At 47.0% G+C, this 20,982-nt stretch carries 11 protein-coding genes; 4 read left to right on the top strand and 7 right to left on the bottom strand.

Annotated features, from left to right (window positions below):
• Positions 1-138 precede the first annotated feature (138 nt).
• Positions 139-981 carry a type 1 glutamine amidotransferase domain-containing protein gene (locus tag ACJJIV_RS18655; RefSeq protein WP_444889915.1) on the bottom strand — a complete coding sequence of 281 codons (843 nt, stop codon included), beginning with the start codon at positions 979-981 and terminating at the stop codon, positions 139-141.
• Between the two features lie 126 nt (positions 982-1,107).
• Between ACJJIV_RS18655 and ACJJIV_RS18650 the strand changes: the two genes are divergently transcribed.
• From ACJJIV_RS18650 to ACJJIV_RS18640, 3 genes are all read left to right on the top strand, one after another.
• Positions 1,108-2,019 carry a LysR family transcriptional regulator gene (locus ACJJIV_RS18650; protein WP_252082208.1) on the top strand — a complete coding sequence of 304 codons (912 nt, stop codon included), beginning with the start codon at positions 1,108-1,110 and terminating at the stop codon, positions 2,017-2,019.
• Between the two features lie 932 nt (positions 2,020-2,951).
• Positions 2,952-5,129, top strand: a complete 2,178-nt coding sequence (locus tag ACJJIV_RS18645) for a hypothetical protein (protein WP_444889914.1) — start codon at positions 2,952-2,954, stop codon at positions 5,127-5,129.
• A 372-nt stretch (positions 5,130-5,501) separates the two neighbouring features.
• Complete coding sequence (locus tag ACJJIV_RS18640; protein WP_444889913.1) at positions 5,502-5,789, top strand: helix-turn-helix domain-containing protein; 288 nt, start codon at positions 5,502-5,504, stop codon at positions 5,787-5,789.
• A 63-nt stretch (positions 5,790-5,852) separates the two neighbouring features.
• On the opposite strand, the gene ACJJIV_RS18635 is transcribed toward ACJJIV_RS18640, so the two are convergent.
• The 3 genes from ACJJIV_RS18635 to ACJJIV_RS18625 are packed head-to-tail and all read right to left on the bottom strand — an operon-like array spanning position 5,853 to position 9,083.
• On the bottom strand, positions 5,853-6,323 hold the full coding sequence (locus tag ACJJIV_RS18635; RefSeq protein WP_444889912.1) for a hypothetical protein: 471 nt from the start codon (positions 6,321-6,323) through the stop codon (positions 5,853-5,855).
• A gap of 1 nt (position 6,324) precedes the next feature.
• Positions 6,325-6,921 carry a hypothetical protein gene (locus tag ACJJIV_RS18630; protein ID WP_444889911.1) on the bottom strand — a complete coding sequence of 199 codons (597 nt, stop codon included), beginning with the start codon at positions 6,919-6,921 and terminating at the stop codon, positions 6,325-6,327.
• Positions 6,864-9,083: an RHS repeat domain-containing protein gene (locus ACJJIV_RS18625; protein WP_444889910.1), complete on the bottom strand. Its 2,220-nt coding sequence runs from the start codon at positions 9,081-9,083 to the stop codon at positions 6,864-6,866. The genes ACJJIV_RS18630 and ACJJIV_RS18625 overlap by 58 nt, the downstream gene beginning before the upstream one ends.
• 747 nt (positions 9,084-9,830) lie before the next feature.
• Between ACJJIV_RS18625 and csrA the strand changes: the two genes are divergently transcribed.
• Complete coding sequence (gene csrA, locus ACJJIV_RS18620; RefSeq protein ID WP_444889909.1) at positions 9,831-10,019, top strand: carbon storage regulator CsrA; 189 nt, start codon at positions 9,831-9,833, stop codon at positions 10,017-10,019.
• Positions 10,020-10,673: 654 nt separating this feature from the next.
• Here csrA and ACJJIV_RS18615 read toward each other — a convergent pair.
• From ACJJIV_RS18615 to ACJJIV_RS18605, 3 genes are all read right to left on the bottom strand, one after another.
• On the bottom strand, positions 10,674-11,069 hold the full coding sequence (locus ACJJIV_RS18615) for a hypothetical protein (protein ID WP_444889908.1): 396 nt from the start codon (positions 11,067-11,069) through the stop codon (positions 10,674-10,676).
• Positions 11,070-11,263: 194 nt separating this feature from the next.
• Positions 11,264-11,734, bottom strand: coding sequence for a hypothetical protein (locus ACJJIV_RS18610; protein WP_444889907.1), 471 nt, complete (start codon positions 11,732-11,734; stop codon positions 11,264-11,266).
• A gap of 13 nt (positions 11,735-11,747) precedes the next feature.
• Complete coding sequence (locus tag ACJJIV_RS18605; RefSeq protein ID WP_444889906.1) at positions 11,748-20,273, bottom strand: RHS repeat-associated core domain-containing protein; 8,526 nt, start codon at positions 20,271-20,273, stop codon at positions 11,748-11,750.
• Positions 20,274-20,982 lie beyond the last annotated feature (709 nt).

The raw sequence follows: 20,982 nt of genomic DNA, 5'->3' as shown, positions 1-20,982 counted from the left end.
AAGACATAAATTAGAGTTTGTGGAATACGGTATTAATACTGCTCCTTCAGGCATAGGCTTTTTACCGAAATCATTCTTTACAGCCTTGGGACTCTCAATGGAGTTTTGCCTGAAGAAGCCTGCTACTAGGATAGACGACTATTTCATCAATTTTAGAAGCTCTTGAGCAACAGCAATGGAGGATTTGTTGTTCTGGCCTGTTACCAGTTCACGATCAACAACTACATGCGGCTGCCAATCTTCTTTGCTACGGGAGTAATTACCACCGGCATTGGTGAGTGCATTTTGAGGCCAGTAGAACAGCTCATCACCACCTAAGTAGTATTGAGTAGCTACAGCTTCTTCTGAGTTACTAAAAGAGGTCATTTTGTAACCGTCATATACCCAGCCCTTGGCAGCTTTCGCTTTCTTACCGGCTATCATTTGGGTTTCAAATTCAGAGCTGTTAGGCAAAGCGGACAACAGCGCAACTGGGCCATGACACACTAAACCGGTAGGCTTGGACTCAGCGTTAAAATGACGTAAGAAGCTGCCCAATTGATCATTGGATACCAGGTCACCTAAAGGTGCATGCCCCCCAGGTACAAACAGCGCATCAAAATTCTCTATACCGATTTGCTCAATGCGAGCAAAGCTAACTACTGGGCTGTGATCTTTGTCAGTCAGCATTAGCTGGTTGAGTAACGCTTTATGGGCATTGTAGTTTTCTTGACTAGTATCTAAGAAATGGTCAGGCGTGTCTGAGACCGGGTCCAATGTCGGCGCCAGCCCCATCGGGGTAGCGAATGTTATTGTGTGGCCAGCTTCCATCATCAATTTGACCGGCTCCATAAGCTCATTCAAATAGAAGCCTGTTTTGTAGTCACTACCACCCTTCAGCTTCATTTCTGACACGTCTGACATCACAACCAGAACGTTATCTGCCACTGCCAGTGGGCTGACTAGTAATGCTGCCATCGCAAGCAGTTTCTTCAAGTTCATAATCACTTCCTCGAAATTAGGGTTGAATCAATTGAAGTGGCGGCAGAATAGGACCCCAGGCTTCATTACTGAAATTAATTAACCTAATATAGGCATGAGCATAACTAATGGCTGAGACTGGTTAGAATGGGCAATATTTCGGACATTGAGCTGAACCAACTAAGGCTTCTGCAGATTATATTTGAGACCCGAAACCTGACCCGGGCTGGTGAGCGTGCAGGGCTAACGCAGTCTGCGGTAAGCCATACGCTGAAGAAACTCCGCCACAGCTTTGATGACTCACTAGTCATCAGGCAAGGCAATCAACTGGTACTGACTCCAAGGGCTGAGTCCCTACAAACACCGTTAAGTCGCTGGCTAAGTGATTTTGAGCGGAATATATTAAATCAAGAAGAATTCAATCCTGAAAGTACGCAACGCACTTTTTATATCGCGACGAGCGACCTGGTGGAGCAAAGTATCGCTCCCCCCCTAATAGCATTACTGCAAAAAGACGCTCCGAGAGTTCAGGTTATTTTTATAAAGTTAGATAAGCACAGGATCGCCAACCAAATTGAGAGTGGTGAGGCGGATCTTTCTATCAGTGTTATGGAATCAAGTCATCCAAGCCTGATAGTAAAAACCTTGTATAAAGACTCTTTTGTCTCAGCGGTAAGAAATAACCATCCATTTTTGAAAGACAAGAAAAATGTTCATAGTTTTTGTCAATATCCGCATATTATGGCAGGCACGGGGAGAGATAACCGCGGAACAGTTGACAAGGCACTAGAAGAAATTGGCTTATCCAGAAATGTTCAATTTAAAGTAGCGAATTTTTCCAGTGCGCCCTACATCGTAGAATGCAGTGACGGAATCCTCACCGCACCAAGAAAATTTATCCAGTCTATTGCCGGAAAATTCAATATTGTGCATTTTACTCCACCTGTCACCCTCCCCCAATACTCTATGAAAGCCTATTGGAACTTAAAAAATAAGGATGATCCGGCAAATAAATGGTTGAGAGAAAAGATCGTGGAAGTTGCTCGTATTGAATACTAGTTTCAAGTGAGTTTAGTTTTAACCAACTTAATTAATGCATCAAGTATCAGCTTTATTATACGTGACTACAATCAGTGAAACCTCTCAAATCTTTAGTTTATAAATTGATATCGTTATCAAGAGGCCGCCGAGAACCTTTTGGCGGACTCCACCTTACACACACATCACCTTCCTCCAGGGTACCTTTCAGAATATCACACCTTATTTTAGGGGTCGTTATTTGCTGTCTGCAATTCTCTAATGACCTATCCGGATAGGAAGCTCTGCAGTATTCAGCAAGTAACTCACTTGCTTTTTCCGGCCTGGAAAAATAGACAACACCGACTATCAATATCATAACTACCACTACAACTTTCATAAATTAGGTCTTTAGAATATTGAGACTACAAATATTTCCGCTTGTGGATTGATTTTCAAATGCATAAACCAGCTGGAAAATTTGCGCTAGATATCGCTGCCTATGCAGTAATGGGCAATCACCACCACATCGCACTCTATATCGACAACGAGATAGTACTGAATATGTCAGGCACCCAGCCAAGACACTTTGAGATTCGAATTCCGCAGTTACTGGTGATTTCTCTCCCAACTAGATCGCCCACCTTTCTTTACTACCTATTGATTTTCCCACTTGGAATTGAACATATCCGAGATTGCTCAAAGTTCTGTATACGTCCTCTCTAGTTGGAGACCATCCAAACAGAGAGGTTTCATATCATAATACTTTTGTAAACCTCAAGAGTTGCGTGCTCTCTAAATTTATCAAGATCCTCGCTTAAAAAAGGGTTCAGTGGAAAATATATTAAGTACTGCACAGAAAAGTAAATAAAGGGTACTAGAATGATTCCCCAAATTTACCTTTTCAACACTGTGAAGTGGTCCACAAGTTCCCACATTGCATTCGATTTAAATAATGTATCTTCGAGCAGACTATGGATAAGCTATTTAGCAAGAAAGTTTTGGCACTGGCACTTACTGTCGTATTGGCCTCATGCAGCGGCGGTGGAGGCTCCTCTTCGGATTCCGGTCCAGCCCCATCCACGGGGGGGGATGGTAGTGGCCAGGGATCTGGAAGTGGTACGGGCGGCAGCGGATCAGGTAGCACTACACCACTTCCAGACAATGAACCCGGTACAGTGACTGTTGGCGATATTGAAACTGCAGACTTGGGATTTGCCCGAATCACTTCTCGGGATATCACCTTACCGAATGGCCAACCCAATGCCCAAGAGGTTCACGGGCTCCCACACTATATTGCCAGAACAGACAGCACCCAGGACGACACCCTAAAGTCGGTCCCCATGCGAAGTTACACAGCTGCCTGCGCAACTGACACCGACAAACCTCGAATGTTTGTTTCTAAGACCCTAAGCGAGGGGAGTGGAGATGATGAAGTCACTTATGGCACTGTTTATGAGCTGCAATATAACCCAGAGACTTCAAGCTTCGATCAAACCGGTAACACAACGATACTAAAACAATGCTACGAGTCGCACGGTATTGCGGCCAGCTCAGATTGCTCCCGGGTTGCGGTCTTGTGCAACACGGAATACCAAGCCAACAAGCGCTATGAGGTGCAGGGTGACTTGGTAGAGCAATACGGTAGCGATTGGATGAAAATGGAAGATAACATCAGCCCTATTGATGCCCGTATTGAAAGGGACATCGGCCTGATGATATCAACCAATCATAGTCAGTACATCGGCTACTTTACTGATCATGCCACCCTGACATTTGAGGACTTCCTCCCTGGGCTTAAAGCTAAATTCCCAGAGACCGATTTTGGTGATTCTCCATCCTTTAAGACCATTAAAGGGAAAGAGATGCAAGAGGAGATGGCTTATATCGTCGATCAGCTCTCTGAAGCCGACTATAACGCGATGGTCGAGTACATTCGTGAGAGAGGTTATAAATATAACGACCAGATCTGGCTCATGGAGTGGGACGATCAACCACTCAGTGAAAAGCCTGCGGCCTATGTTGTGAACAAGATGCACGGTGGTGGCCATGCCGGAGCCCAGGAGCTTATCTATGTGGACAATGATAGCCAAGGCCGCACCAGCTATGCCTTCTCAGTAACAGCGCGAGTATTTGACGGCAGCTATGGTGGCTCCCACTACTCTGCAGGAATGACGGTTATTGATCGGGATAACTGGTCCCTAAACATGAGTGGAAGTAATAATAGGGGTTGGTATTGGCTTTGTGGCTATGGCCACGTATTAAATATTCGCGCCTTCTATAATCCAGGTAATGAAAAGTATGGAGCAATTTGTACCAGCGATGGCGGAAAATATAATCAGTCTCGCGGGTTAAACACTATTGCGATCAAAATGGAGGATACTTCCTCTACCAGTAGATTTGAAGGAAGTTACAATTACCTAGTTCCCTCCGACAATGCATTCTTCTCCAATGGCGGTGGGCACACGGTAGTGCCGGTTGATAAAGACACAAATCTATCGCTTATCGTCTCCCCCAAGTATATTGATGACGAGGAAATGGATCGCTTCCTACAAAGCGAATACGGCATTGATACAAGTAGTGGCGGCCCCTTTGATGAGCAATGTTCAGATAGTACGAATTGCTTCTTCTCCTATATGTCAAGCAACAGCAACCCAACCATCTCCAGGCAGGGCCTACGCGGAGGCGATGCCCTGGACGCCTCTTCTTTAACCCGTATTGGTATCGCCAAAGTCGATGGTAACGGCAGTATCGAGGGACAAGGCTTTAAATGGCTGGTAGAAGAGCCCGACTGTCAAATCAGTGATCCTCAACTTATTGATTTGAAAAATGGCCGCTACTTGTTTGGCTACGCACAATTTCAGTGCATCTCCGACAACCTGTCGTACAACCGAAGTTCAGCGAAGAATGGCGCAATGCGTATGCTGGTCCCCAAGGCCTATTATGTTATGGAAATTGACGCAGACCTCAATGTATTAGAAGGGCCAGTAAAACTAACCAAGTTTGGTTGGGGTGGCTTGGATGAACCCATTTTCCTTGGCAACGGTAAAGTAGCTTGGTCATACATCAAGAACCCCACCTATGATAATTACGGTGGCGGCAAGCAAAATGTTTGGCAGGCGATGATTTACCATTCAAACAGTGCCAATTAATCTAGTTATCGAGCGATCATTATCGTATTAAAGAATGGAGAGCTTTGCTCTCCATTCTTTATTGGATGAAAGGATTACCCTTTCAATTGGATCACTATTTGGGGCTTATTGACTGGAGTAGTCGACATATAGACCCCAGAAATCTCGGTGCCATTTCTGAAAACACTTCTCTCATCATTGTGCGACTGGGAATGTCACCGCACCCAAGTTGGATTTTATTTATAATCCACTACTGGCATATTGATCAGCCTGTAATGGTTGCTAGGGGATATCCTTATGGGTCACTTCAACAGCTTCTGGACCTATCGCCGGATGAGTATCCAACAGAGACCTATTATCCTGTGTCGTGAGTGCGAGCTGACCCAGCAATAGATGGCCGGCGCCATCGGGGTTCATGTCAATCAGATTCGGCGCTATGAAGCCGGGGCAACACAGCCTTCCCTGGAGACGTTAAAGAAGATTGCTGTCGCCATGAGTATCACCATTGACTCGCTGGTATTCGAAGAAGTTGAGCGCGGACCGGATGACCCGCTAAGGCTGCAATTTGAAGCTATCAGCCAACTGCCAACGGAAGAGAAAGAGATCGTCAAGGAGTTGCTGGACGGGATGATTATCAAGTATCAACCCCGGCGCTGGGATACCAAGCGGCAGATCAGTTAAATACAAAGCCCCGCTGGGGTCACCAGTGGGGCTTTTTAAGAGGGGCCAGAAACAGGCTTCAGATTAAGGGAGCCTGTAAATAGTAGACTTAGTAGTGCGACTTAAACTCTTAAATACAACCGTAAAGCAAGTATCTTCTGCCAAAGAACTATCTACAAAAAAGTACGCTTCACCCACCGGCAGAAGTGCTTCCCGTTTATTAGTACTCAGAGAGACATTTATTTTTCTAGCATAAATAAATGATGTTGCTCGCTGCTCACCATCCAAGCACCTAAGCAATTCCACCTTAAGCACCCCTCCCTCTTCAGGGAGGACTTCTAGCGTTTTTTTGTCAAAATCGAATTCAACAATTGAAATTGAAACAGACTGCCTAACATTAAAAGGTAATCTTTGACCGTCAGGAATTAGTTTTTTTGCTTCTAAGCGATCAATTTTCTCCATACGAATGTTTGATAGTTCAATTTGTTTTTCACCACAACCTACTAGAGGATAAACTACAACCAAAACCACTAGACAATGAATAACTAATTTCATACTAAGGCCTACAATACTGGAAGCATATTTCCACATGATCTTTATTAATTGGAATATGAGCATCTGCATACCATTCCGGCTTATGCCCATACCAACCGCCAGCTCTAGCGACAAGGTTATTCCTATTCATACCACCACCGGTAGCCACGTAATTTGTCCATGTTTCCGAGTATATAGCTACATTCGTAAAATTAGGTTTAAATCGACCAACAGGATCAACTGTAATTAGGTGATCTACACGATGGCCAGCAGCGATTACTCTTGCTGCAGAATTACCACCATAACTATGACCAATTACTGTTAGCGAATATTCAGAATTATTTTCATTAATCCAAGCAGCTAATTCTTTCTTCTGATGATGCTCGAAATATATATCTCCTTCTTTGCCATAAGCTTCATACATGCTTTTAACAAATTCATTTTTATCATCCATAAAACCGCCAACATAAGCGGTCCTAGATCCCTTTTGTGCAGCTCGTAAACTCTGCTGCTTTTTCTCACTGGATATTGCCGCCTGCATAACAACTTCATTGTCATTACTTACAAGCATAAAAGCACTGTTACTCTCAACTGCATCAGTAAGATCATTACTTTCCACAGAATCGGTAGCACCCTGCCCCCCTGAGAATTTCTCCGACTATCCTGGCTCCCAATATCCGCCGCCTGTAAGTCAGAAGTCCCGAGTTCCCTTGCCACTGCTGAACTAAGATCAAGATTAAAAGCAGCCTGGTTAAATCCGTTATTCTGCTTTTTGGCTTTCCCTCCACCATTACCACCCCAGTGGCTAGGGAGGCTTCCACAAACATTTTCAAGACGAGATGCCGCGCAAACATACCCACTCGGATCTGTCCCCGCTAGCGGATTATTCATGATGTAGCTGTAGGGATTCAGACTCTGGCTGTTGCCTGGACTCTGGATTATTGGATCAACACTCAGGAACCGCCCAAGATTATAATCATACGCCCGCCCATTCATATGGATCAACTCTACATCGTCCAGATGCTCATGATCGGTAAAACCGCGGGTGCTATAAACGCTCTCTAAGATAGGGGTATCTTTATCGATGATATTGCCCTGTCTCGGCTTTCCGAAAGGATCAAAGCTGTGGCTTTCTTTTAGGTTACCGGCTTCGTCTCCCACGGCAGCGGCAGAGCCGAGGCGATCGCGGTGGCTGAAGCCGATTTTGTGGGTGGTCTCACTGCCGTTATCGGTGGTAGTGAGCACGGCGATATCGCCGATAAAGTGGCGGTATTGGGTTTCACCGCCGCCGGTAATCTTTTCGAACAGCTTGTCGATATACAGGGTAGTCTTACCGCTGGTTTGGTTCACCTGTTTGTAGCGCATCTGATCGGCGCCGTAATAGAAGTACAGGTTGGCACCGTTGCGGTTGATGCGGGTGGGCTTGTTAAAGGCGTTGTACCAGATCTGCTGCGCGCCGTTTTCATAGGTGCGGTTGCCGTTCTGGTCGTAGCCATAGGTCTTGGTACCACCGTTGATCAGGCTGACGCTCTTCACTGCGCTAGGGCCGCCACTGCTGCCACCGGTGTAGCTGTAACTGCTGGCAAAGTCGTCTTTTTTCAGCAGGTTGCCGATGGCATCGTAGTCGTAATCGATACTGGGGCCATCGGTACGAGAGCTGTAATCGAGACGGTTGAGGGCATCGTAGGTGTGATTTTCTACATTGAGTGCCGGAGTTTTTGAGGGCAGCTGCACAACCTGTTCTGTCAAGTTGCCGAAGCTGTCGTAGCTGTAGGCAATGCCCTGGTGGTTTTGCACCAAGCTGTCAAAGGTGGTGCCGGCCATCTGCCCGGTTTCTGAATAGAAGCTACGGCCGATGGTGTAGTTTCCGGCGGCGATATTGGCAAACTCCCATTCACCCCAGGCATCCATCTGGGTGATTTCCCGATAGGTATAACCACTGGCGGCATTGCTGGTGCGGAATTGGTAGCCGGCATTGTTATAGCCGTATTGGAGGGTCAGCCCGGAGGGATAGCTGAGGCCTTTTAAACGGCCGTAGTTGCTGTCGAAATGACTTTGCGTAACAAAGTCTTCTCCATCGATAGCCGTGGTGACTTTGTAGGGGCGGCTCAGGGCGTCGTAGCTGTAGTTGCGCGCATAGCTGGCATCGCTGCGGCTCTCCCTCGCGGGCAGGCCCTTGCCGTTGGCGGCGCTGTCGTATATCCAGCTGGCTTCCTCTGTGCCATTGACACTGCGGCTTTCCATACGGCCGAGGCGGTCGTAGGTAAAGCTGGTGACATCCAGGTTGCCGTCAATCTCCGTTTCCACCTCGCCAAAGCCGGTATAGGTAAACGATTTGGAACCCATATTGGGATCGTCTACCCATTCTTTCTGGCCGAGGGCATTGTACTTGGCGGTGATGCGATTACTGCTGGCGTCCTGCAAGACAATGGGATTAGCGGCACCGTCATAGGCATAGCGGGTGGTGCCACTTAGAGCATCGACAGTTTCAGTGAGCTGCTGCAGGCCGTTGTAGGTGCGGCTCATGGTGCGGCCGTTCACCAGGATATCAGTGGTAAATCCACTGGCCTGCTCGTGGGTGTAGGTCACATCCAGCTGCTGGCCGTTGGTCTGGTTCACCGTCTTGCGCAAGGCGCGGCCGAAAGTGTCGTAATCCAGGTAGCGGGTGCCGTAGCTGGTGCCACTGCTGGCATAGTGCGGTACCGATTCGAAGGTGGTCTGGCCCAGAGCGTTATAGGTTACCGTTCGTGCAATCCAGTCGCTGCCGTCGAAGGCTTGCACTTCGGTGCGGATTACGCGGCCAAGCTGATCGTGATAGGTAATGGATATAAAAATCTCGGCAGGTTTTCCAAAATTGATGGGATATTTATGTTATTGAAAAATTATTTTGATCTGTATACAGAGGCCCTTAGGAAGGTTAGCTTTAAAAAGTTTTTATTTAAAACTTAGCTGTAAAAATCACAGAAACGCACCAATTTGAACAGCAATTCTTAATAGGCAACTAGGGATTTTCTAAGTAGCAACGCATAAAAATATAGGCACGAAAATAATCTTATTGGATTTTATTAAGTTTGTTTTCATGTCAAAGCTGCGTAAAATTGGTAGATATTTATCGATATTTTGGTCGCAATAGAATAAGCCTGAATAGGCTAGCGGCCAAAAAATCAAGAGAACCAAGGATTTCCTAAAAGATCCATCCCCTCAAAGGAGAACGGTAGCGTGACGTAAGAGTAAGTAAAAGGCGCTGACCCAAGGTGCTACCAACACCAGGGGCCAGCTAACCAAATTGATAATCACCTATCAAAGTGGCTCAGTGGATAATACGCTAGAAACCCGCTCGTCTTCAATAAAGTGGAGTAGATTCAGAGGCTTGAAGAGATTCTTCAAGCTCTGGAAGTGTTGCGTCCGTCTTTTCTTCTTCTACGCCTACCGTTCTCGTGCCCCACCCCACATTCCTGCAAACGTAATCTTCCAAGCTTTCCCATCATCGCGAAAGCCCCACAGTTTGAGCATTAGTAGGAAATCTGTATGTTGATTTTAAAGCGCCGGACGGGCGAAAACTTAAGAATTGGAAAAAATATCTCAGTTACAGTATTAGAGGTTAAGGGCAATCAAGTAAAGATAGGAATAAATGCACCCAAATCTCTATCCGTTCACCGCGAAGAGATTTATGTGCGTATCAAAAAGAAACAGGAAGTGAGCACTGGAAATCGTTGAAAGTATAGTCGAAGGTGCTCTATCTATCCTTTCATACTGCAGTCTCAGGCGAACAGCCTAAAGACCAGCTACTGTTTGTGAGCGGTGAGCGCCTTAATATGTCGAAGGGGTTAGCCTTTCAATTAAATCACTATTTGGAGCTAATGGAATAGAGTGCTCGACATTTAGAACCCTGAAAGCACGGCGCGATTTCTGAAAAGGCTCCCCCTCTCTTCAAGCGACTAGGTATACTACCAAAACACTGGCTCTATCCCAGTCGCAACTTTGAAAGCCGCTTTAAAGGCCTGGTTGGATCAGCAGAGACCGTTCGACAAGCTTGCATCCAGCTTGATAAACGGTGGATACACGGCATCGGCGATTGCCGACGCTTCCTTTCTGCAACATCCTGCCAGTTCTGAGTCCATCCCTCACTGCCATCATTCCTTCCGGTTTTTAGCTAAAACCACAATTTTCGAGTCCAAGGCGTAATTCTTGATCCTTTCATTATGTCTGAGCATCAAATCAAAAAGAAATATCCGCAAGTTGAATACCAGGATCACCGCTAGCACTCCTCCAATCTATGGCTGTCCTGAAATATTGTCATCTACCGCTTTTCTGGATTATCCCTACTGCTATTACCTCCGCCCAACCTTTGACCGTCTTGAATTTATCTCCTTAAAGCTCTTCATGCCTTAACAAAGTAATTCTTTTATCCTTGAGTAAAACTGCTTGCAAAACACTCGATCTATCAGTTTCATTTACGTAGAAGATTAAAGGACTGCCCAAAAATTCCTCTTCTATCCACCCCTCATCAATATCATCATAATTTTTCTGCAGAATAAAGTGCTCTTGACCTACATCATGAAGACGGTAGTACTCTCCACAGCGAAACCCACTCTCATGAGTCGACAAAGTCACATCTAAAAAATTCTGAATTAACGCTTTAGCATTTTCTAAACCGTTACAATCAATACCGTAAAGATCATATGATTTTTTAATCACAATTAAAATCCTATACTTGGCGGTTTGCGCGATTGCCAAGAGTTTCTTCCCCTCCCTAATTTCAGCCAACTTGAGGCTTCTCAAAGCCACACACCGACGTCTAGCTCTCCTGAATACTGAATAGATCTAAAATCACTTAAATATTCAGTACGAACATCCCTGCCCACTTTATTTTGACCACAAATAAGTATAAATATGCTCTTTTAACCGATTTTTATGTACCATTCAATCTATGGGAGCCCTGAATCACTGCTTTCAATACTCTAATAGTATTCAGGCTGATCCTCCAGCCACCTAAGCAAGTCTTTTGCCGAATTTACCTTTTTTATGTTTTTCCATCTTATCAAAGCCAATTCAGGCAGCATGCTTTTTGCATGCGCAACATCATTCACTCCTGAACGAACAACTAAATTAAAATTTGAAAGTATAGTAAATAATAAATTTGCAACAGACTCATTAACCTCATCATATTCAAAAGCGATGGCCAACAGCTCCCCCTGCCGATCTAACCCGCCATAGTCTCTAAACCCAATATTTATACCGTTGAGATTAGCGCGCCGAAATCCATCTGCATCAACCAAGTCTGCGCCAATGCTTTTAAAATAACTACTTAAATCTTTTTTCTCAGAGACATCAAAGCCAAAGTCTAAAGGAGAATCTACAACCTCACCGGTAAAAGGATTTTTTTGCTTTTTTACTCTATCGCTTAAATTTAATGAATATAAGTCTTTCATTATCTAATCCACTTTAAAAATCTGGAAAAAAGCTTTTCTCTTTAATTGCACCCTGTAACTTGTTTGCAATTGACTGTACAGATGCAGCTGTTTCCGCGGCACTCAAATTGGATGGTATATCTTTCAACTGCTGAAATACAGCTTGATTATACCCAAGATGGCCTCCTACATGTTCCACATTCTGAATAAGCAATGCTCCATTATTGGCTCCATTTATATTGAATCCTCCTCTAGCAGCCTTTTGCATGAGCTCTGGAAAGGCTTTAATTGCCTCAAGGGGGATTACATGGTGTGCAGCCTTACCAGTTCCTCTGGAGTTCAATGCAAATCTTAAAAGTGCTCTCTGGGTATTTGGATCTAAAGCTAGCTGCTCTACTAAATTCGCTGGAATTCTTGCTACAAAAGACTCAGCATTGCCTGCAAATAGTAAGGCTGCAGCCTTAGTCCCCACGAGCTTAACAGCAACTCCTTCACCTGGAAGGATTTCTAAAAGTTTTGCATATAGCTCTGCCTGCTCTGAATCCATAGTTTCTGAATTAATCTTGCAGGCATAACAATTTTGCATCCCTTCAATTGCCGGTCCCGCTAAGACACCAACTGTATTAGAAATAGCTTTTGACAGGAGACCCGGCTCATTAGAATCATCACCATAGGACTGATCAATATTCCCCCTGGAAGATTGACTTCCAATATCTGATGGAGAGTACATTTCCTGCCAACCATTTTTGGTCAACGCATAGTTCTGTGTTACTCCATTACTGGTGACACTACCTGAAACCATCCCATTGGCATGCATGGTTACGGAGCGAGTTTCCGACCGCTTTATGCGAGAACCAGTTTCAGCAACCTCTACCGTTTCGGTACAAGTGGTCGCCCCATCTTCACTGCCTGTGCAGGAGGCCGCATACCCACTCGGATCAGTCCCCGCCAGCGGGTTATTCATAATATAGCTGTAGGGGTTCAAGCTCTGGCTGTTGCCTGGACTTTGTATGATCGGGTCCACAGAGAGGAACCGCCCGAGATTATAATCATAAGCCCGCCCATTCATATGGATCAATGCCACATCATCCAGATGCTCGTGATCGGTAAAGCCTCGGGTGCTGTAGGCGCTTTCCAGGATTGCGGTATCTTTATCGAGAATATTGCCCTGGCGCGGTTTGCCGAAGGGATCGAAGCTGTGGCTTTCTTTTAGGTTACCGGCTTCGTCTCCCACGGCAGCAGCAGAGCCGAGGCGATCGCGGTGGCTGAAGCCGATTTTGTGGGTGGTCTCACTGCCGTTATCGGTGGTAGTGAGCACGGCGATATCGCCGATAAAGTGGCGGTACTGGGTTTCACCACCGCCGGTAATCTTTTCGAACAGCTTGTCGATATATAGGGTGGTCTTGCCGCTGGTTTGGTTCACCTGCTTGTAGCGCATCTGGTCGGCGCCGTAGTAGAAATACAGGTTGGCACCGTTGCGGTTGATGCGGGTAGGCTTGTTAAAGGCGTTGTACCAGATCTGCTGCGCACCATTTTCATGGGTGCGGTTGCCGTTCTGGTCGTAGCCATAGGTCTTGGTACCACCGTTGATCAGACTAACGCTCTTCACTGCGCTAGGGCCGCCACTGCTGCCACCGGTGTAGCTGTAACTGCTGGCGAAGTCGTCTTTTTTCAGCAGGTTGCCGATGGCATCGTAGTCGTAATCGATACTAGGGCCATCGGTACGAGAGCTGTAATCGAGACGGTTGAGGGCATCGTAGGTGTGATTTTCTACATTGAGTGCCGGAGTTTTTGAGGGCAGCTGCACAACCTGTTCTGTCAAGTTGCCGAAGCTGTCGTAGCTGTAGGCAATGCCCTGGTGGTTTTGCACCAGGCTGTCAAAGGTGGTGCCGGCCATCTGCCCGGTTTCTGAATAGAAGCTGCGGCCGATGGTGTAGTTTCCGGCGGCGATATTGGCAAACTCCCATTCACCCCAGGCATCCATCTGGGTGATTTCCCGATAGGTGTAGCCACTGGCGGCATTACTGGTACGGAACTGGTAACCGCTGCTGTTATAGCCGTATTTCAGGGTCAGCCCTGAGGGATAGCTGAGGCCTTTTAAACGGCCGAAATTACTGTCGTAGTGGTTGACAGTAATAAAGTCTTCGCCATCGATAGCCGTGGTGACTTTGTAGGGGCGGCTGAGGGCGTCGTAGCTGTAGCTGCGCGCATAGCTGGCATCGCTGCGGCTCTCCCTCGCGGGCAGGCCCTTGCCGTTGGCGGCGCTGTCGTATATCCAGCTGGCTTCCTCTGTGCCATTGACACTGCGGCTTTCCATGCGGCCGAGGCGGTCGTAGGTAAAGCTGGTGATATCCAGGTTGCCATCAATCTCCGTTTCCACCTCGCCAAAGCCGGTATAGGTAAACGATTTGGAACCCATATTGGGGTCGTCCACCCATTCCTTTTGACCGAGGGCGTTGTACTTGGCGGTGATGCGATTGCTGCTGGCGTCCTGCAAGACAATGGGATTACCGGCACCGTCATAGGCATAGCGGGTGGTGCCACTTAGAGCATCGACAGTTTCAATGAGCTGCTGCAGGCCGTTGTAGGTGCGGCTCATGGTGCGGCCGTTCACCAGAATATCGGTGGTAAATCCACTGGCCTGCTCGTGGGTGTAGGTCACATCCAGCTGCTGGCCGTTGGTCTGGTGCACCGTCTTGCGCAGGGCGCGGCCGAAGGTGTCGTAGTCCAGGTAGCGGGTGCCGTAGCTGGTGCCACTGCTGGCATAGTGCGGTACCGATTCGAAGGTGGTCTGGCCCAGAGCGTTATAGGTTACCGTTCGTGCAATCCAGTCGCTGCCGTCGAAGGCTTGCACTTCGGTGCGAATCACCCGGCCAAGCTGATCATGGTAGGTAATCTGCTCTGGCGTACCGGCCTGTTGCTGAATAGTTTTAAACACTGCACCCGGTGCCCGGCTACAGCCGGAACTACACCATTGCAGAGCAGTATGCCCATCCGGTGCAGCCTTGAGACCAAGCGCAGAAGGCGCAGTAACCTTAACGGCACGGCCAAAGGTATCGTAACTGTAACGAGTCGTTAAACCATTGGCATCGGTGACAGAGTCCGGTTGGCCGAACTTGGCGTTGGTCTCGGTAGTAACCGTATGGCCCAGAGCATTTTTAACCGTTTTGGGGAAGTAACCATCTGCACTAAACGCAGTAGTCTCTACCACCCGCGTCTTTGCCTCCTCTTCTGCTGACATGGTGACCTTGGTGGGCAGGCCGTGACTGTTGTAAACGGTATCCACCTGGGTCCACTTACCATCGGAGGGCGTGGTTTTTACTCGCTTGGGTTTACGAACATTGCTATCCCACTGCAGGAAATCCACCACTACCGATTGCTGGGTATCGGTATTCGCGGCAATAGAAACCCCTTTGCGGCTTTGGATGGATTTTTTGGTCACCGTCTGCTTTGAGGGTTTATTGATCCACCAGTTAGTTTGATCCGCAGCGGCATACTGGGTGTTGGTAGTGGAAACCACAATATGAGAACTGTTCGCCTCCTCATAGCGGTTTTCCGCCAGTAACACATTGCCCCAGGCATCAAAGCTTGTGGTTTGGCTCTGGGTGTACAGATGCGTGCGGCTATTGCCTGACCTATTTAAAGTCCGATGAATCGAACTCTGCTTTTTAGGGCCAACAAAATAGGGGTCATTGGCTGAAACACTCCACGAATCCGTAAGGGCATCTACCACTTTCGGTGATGAATGCCCACCCTTCGCCCAGAACTGCCAGTGAAAACTGGATTCTTCAAAGGCATTCACACCACTGGTATCAGAAGAGCGATCCCCCAGCTCCCATTTACGCTGTTTATGCAGCTTACCGGCGAGTGGGAATATCTGGTGGAAGTCAGACTGGGTTTCGATATCTGCAGCCAGGTCTTCCTCAATAATGGTGTGGAAGCCCTGGAAACCACGGCCTTTGTTGTTAAATACCGCCCCCTTGTAGCGGTACTGCTTTTTGTTCAGGCCGCCTACGCCATTGGACTGACGGTGCTCTGCCACCACATACATGCTGGAGGTAAATTCGAAATGATCATCCTTTACAGAAGAAGATAAGCTATCGAGATATCCCCCACGCTCATAAAAGGGTTTTGCACTGGAATGGTAGCGATCATCTCGGGACGATAAGGGGCGGTAGTGCCACTCATCGCGGGCACCGAAACCGTTTTCTACGGCAACAAGCATATCGGTGGGTTCGTATAGCTCGTTAGCCTGTGCTGATCCCCGGTTCCTTTGAATATATACCCCTTCCGAATGCCCTTGGGCATTGGGGACAGAGCAACTATCAGGATAATTGACACAACCGTAGGAATAGACAAAGTCCTGCAACCCATTGCCGAATGCATCTATGACCGCAGAGTTATAAGCTGTGCCTACAATTTGAGGATCATATTGCTCTATCTTGTAGCTACCATCTGCCTGCTCAACAAATTGTAAGCCTTCAAAAGCGTATAGACTGTTATCTACTTTGGAGACATCAAAGTTTTCAAAAATGGGATTGCCTGGAGTCATAGAATTGTAAGCTCCGTAGAGCTCACCACCACAGAACTGCCTTAAGCTACCTCCGTCTCGAGCCTTAATGCAGCTTTCTACCAATCTCTTTCCTGGGTAAATAAGGGTAATTTTTCCATCAGATCCACGATCATATCCTTTGAAGGCATTAACATATTTCAGGCCTGTTAGATCCTGATAACTTCTATCACCATCACCTTTCAAATTGTAACGATAAGTTCTAGTGGCAATAGAATCTTGCAATGACGCAAAATCCCAATCTGTAAAAATACCACCTTTATTTAAACGGTAGTGGAAGCCTTGCTGGTCCCCTTGCCAACTCACCCAATCTTGCAAACCATCTCCATTGATATCTAGAAGATGATAAGAGTGGAAATTATTAGAGCTATATTTTGAAAAACTGGTCAAAGATGGTACGAAGCTAACCCCATTGCCGCTACGAGTAGCAAATAGAAAGAGGGAGGGTACAGGCTGGGGTGATGTAACCTCACCAACATCACCCACTTGAACGGTAGTGCTGTAAAGCAAGATATCTGGTAATCCATTACCCGTGATATCTCCTACAAACTCTACGGAGTTACGATGGGTCCATTTCGTTTTATCATATAAAAATGAGGTTACATATTGGCCGCTATCTTTATAGGGAGCTTGAACATTGCCTGTATGAATGTATAGGTACAGCTCATTATTTGTTAGAGATTCACCCCGGCGAATTTGCAAGTCTACCCAGCCATCTCCGTTGTAATCTCTGGCATCGAGGATGTGGTCCAAACCGGGCAAGGCAATCGGAGTTGCAACCCAGGAAAAGCTACCATCTCCATCACTGATACCAATTTGCAGTTTTCCTGAAGCTATTCTCCAAGTATCACTTCTACCGTCATTGTTTGCATCCAGCTCTACGCAACGAAGACTCCCAGGATATGGCGTACAACCCTCTGTGTTGGCATTAAAGCTGCCAGTCAACTGCCCTTCGGCGCTGATAAAATGCCCAGGCCAGTCCCTAACACCATCCCCATTAAAGTCTCCCCTCGGAGCTAGTCGATCAATACTCTTCGCCTCCGGGAAGAGCGCACTAATCGTTCTGTCAGTATTCAAGTGGTTGGCCCCACTATAAGCGGCAGCCCCTAAAATTTCAGTTTGCTTACTCTCTTCGGTATCAGCCCACTCAAGAGCGGTAGGGGCAAAACAAATACCATCCCCAGAACAGAGAGTTATGGTTTTTAGCAAACTACTCTTTGTAGCGTCACTCAATTGGTAGTCAAAACGGTATTCACGCACCTTATCACCCTGAGAGTAAACAGTTATCTCACTAAGGCGCTTTGATAAGCGTGTTAGTCCTCCAGCCAAATAACCAGATTCAATATCTGGTCTTACGCCATTGCCATACTCAAAACTGACACGGCGATCACCATTCTGCTGAGCGGCACCAGTGTAATAGATATCGGAGAGGTGATATTCCCCTCGCCCGAAATTCTTATATACATAGTTAATGGAATTGCTATTTGGAGCGGCGCGGTCCTGCTCGAAAGAGATACCCCACGATTTAATGGTGTTTACGCCCTGAGCAATATGGCGAGAATCCGCATTGTCTCCATACCGGCGAATTCGGCCATTTTTTAGCTCAACTTCAAACCAAGTGCTCCCACCATTAATGCCACCGTATTGCCTAACCCTTGTTTGTGTATCTTGCTCAGTTTGATAGACAGCCCCTGAAGCCCCATAGCTTCCAGAGATCACAACCAGCCTCTGGCCATCTAAACAAAGCCGGTCTGTGTTTTTGTAAAGGACAGGTATCGCCTGACCATCCTGCGCAAAAGTTTGTGGGCAGCGCGTTATTTGAGAGCCGGCAGCGAGTGACCAGCCTTTACCAAGCACACCATTCCCCGCACGGCTAGAATAACTTAGGGAGATTTCTGGCTGCATACCAGCACGGCCCGGTGGCAACTCGATGGGCAGCTGATAAGAAGCAGCCCCACCAGATGAGCCACCAGCACCCTTGATTACACCCAGCGTTTCTTGATGTGTACTTAACTGTACCGGGGAATAGCCAGCGTCTAGCAGAGCCAGGCTGCCAATCGGCTTGGCCCAACCAGGTGCAGTAGGATCTGGGTCGGGAACCGTATAAGTGGTGGTTGTAAAGCTAGAGCACTTGCGATCACCAGGGGTATGGTTACATGCGCGAACATCAAAAGTATAAGGGCCGTAGCTACCTATAGGCTGGGTAGCTGTTAATGAAGTATTTGCCGAGCGCCAGCCTTCCCCATTCAAACGAAATTCATATTCATCATCAAAACCACCTGTTACCTTATCCCAAGCCAACTGTATTTCCTGATTGACCCGCGTAGCGACAAGATTACTCGGAGCGGCTGGTGCCGGATGCTCGATGGTCAGCTTTTCCGATCTAACTGAATTACTGCAGCCACTGCTGTTGCACGCTTTGACTTCATACTCGTAGCTGCCATCTGGTTGCGGATCTGGCTTGTAGTTCTGAGAGGTCCCCCTATCCAACCATTCACCCCAGAAACCATTCTTACTTTCTCTTAGGTAATAGTGGTCAACTGTGCCGCTGGCAGGGGACCAATTGACACTGTAGCTTCCTTTATCAAAATCACCGGTAAAGGAAATACTGAAACTTGCCTGCGGGCTGTGCAATACCGATACAATGGCACCATTGCTCCAGTTATCACTACACCCGGCACTATTGCAATTTTTACTGCGGATTTCCCAGTTTCCATCTGCCAGACCGGTTACCTGGAAGTTACCATCCGTTGTCACGTATTCGGTAAAGCTGGTGTCTGCAGGCCAAGCGCTGCTACTAACTCGCTTCTGCCAACGCACCTTTTGAATAGGGCCTGTACTTACAGAAGTAAACGCAGCAGAACCATTTTTGGAGTGAGTATTGCCACTCACTGACAAGCGGGGCTGACTGGGCACAATAACAACATTTGCACTAACACCTGTCCAGCCAACCGTTTCCGGTTCTGAACAATCTGGGAAACTACCAATTAAGCATTCTTCGCAATGGTAGTCATAACGATAGGTTCCACCACCAATCACCGTGTCAACAAAAATAGCTCCGTCATTCATAATGTTTCGGGCGAGGGTGGTGTTGCCCCGCTTGAGCTCACAATATTCGGCCTTTCCCCAACCGGTATTAAATAACAAGCTTACCGATCCATATGGAGAGATGGATTTCACTTTCAAAGGTGGGTGACTTACCTGCACGGTTTTCTTAGCCGTGTAGCCGCTACAGGCATTAACCCCCTGATACGTACTACAAGCGCGTACACGATATAAATATGAGCCGTTTAATGCCTTACTAAAACTCTTCGAAGTTCCCGATAGCGTCCAACTACCACTTCTGGTGCCCGTTTCCTCTATCACATACTTTTGTGCACCGGGTGTACTTTTCCAACTGATAGTATAAGAACCACTGGTAGTTGTAGCCGGCAAAGAGAGTCCACTCGGTACAGACGGCGCACGGGAAACAGTGACATTGCTCGAATTGCGATAACTACCGGTATGACCATTTTCTACTGCGGCAACCCGATAGCGATAAACGCCGTTTCCCCGCCCTGTGATAGTTTTGCTGCGTTGTGTGCCCGCATAAACCTGGTACCAGGATCCACTATTTTTTTGTTCCTGTACCACATAACTGGCCGCGCCAGAAACAGAGGGCCAGGAAATAGCTATGCTGCCATTAGTAGAGGTGCTTGGGACAGTTATAGCCCCCGGTGTGCGAACAACTGTGATAGCTTTCTCCGCTGTGTAATAACTACAAGCGGTGTAACAAGCCCTAATACGATAACGATAGATACCTGTGCTTTGAGCAGACAGGGATTTACTACGTGCGGAACCATCATAAATAGTGCTCCACCCTCCACTATCTTTACGCTGCTGAAGTTGATACTTACTTGGAGCCCCTGAAGCTGCCCCCCAACTAATGGTGTAACTACCCGTTGTATTTTTTGTGGAAAGAGAAATATTTCCAGGTTTTGGGATAGACACGACTATAGAAAAACCGCCCCTCGCTCCCCATGGCTCCCCGAACCCTGGTTCCGTACACCCAAACCTACCCTGCTGTAGGCATTCGGCTTCCTTCATGGTCCAGTGCGTTACGGTATAAGTCCCCGGTGAACTGACAGTAACTACTTTGCTTCCCTTAGAAGTACCTATGCTATAGGACCTTTTTTCAATGCCGTTTTGTGTTATCCGCAACTCCGCCTGATTGTGGGAGCTTGGTGCCGCACTATAGTTGACCGTGAATTGTCCTGTGGAATTGGTACTGGGTCCAGATACCGAGGCCAAAGTTTGCAAGGAAATCGAGAGCCCCAAAATCAATCCAAAAAACCTGAGCACTAAAATTCCTCAACTCAATATAAAACCACAAAAAAAATGATTCACTGCCTGTGCCACCAGAAGCAGAGCGCACGAGTATATCCATGCATTAACACTTAGCCAATCACATTAAAAAATATGGTTTTTTCGATACTAAAAAGACAGGTTACAATAAATTGTCCAGGAACCTAACTCGTAAAAGTTTACCCATCGCTTTCTATATTAATTTATTCAAATGAGCGATTTTCTCGCAATAAGTCAGCACACCGACTAAGCGGGCAATCAAACGGTATCAGATTAAAAGACAACCAACTCTTACGGACGCTTATCCATGAGGGGATAACCACCCAAACCTTGAACATTTGTAGAGCTGACTTCC

Source organism: Microbulbifer mixtoriginis (SeqCode), assembly GCF_052466765.1.
This window is presented reverse-complemented; position numbering and strand designations above follow the sequence as displayed.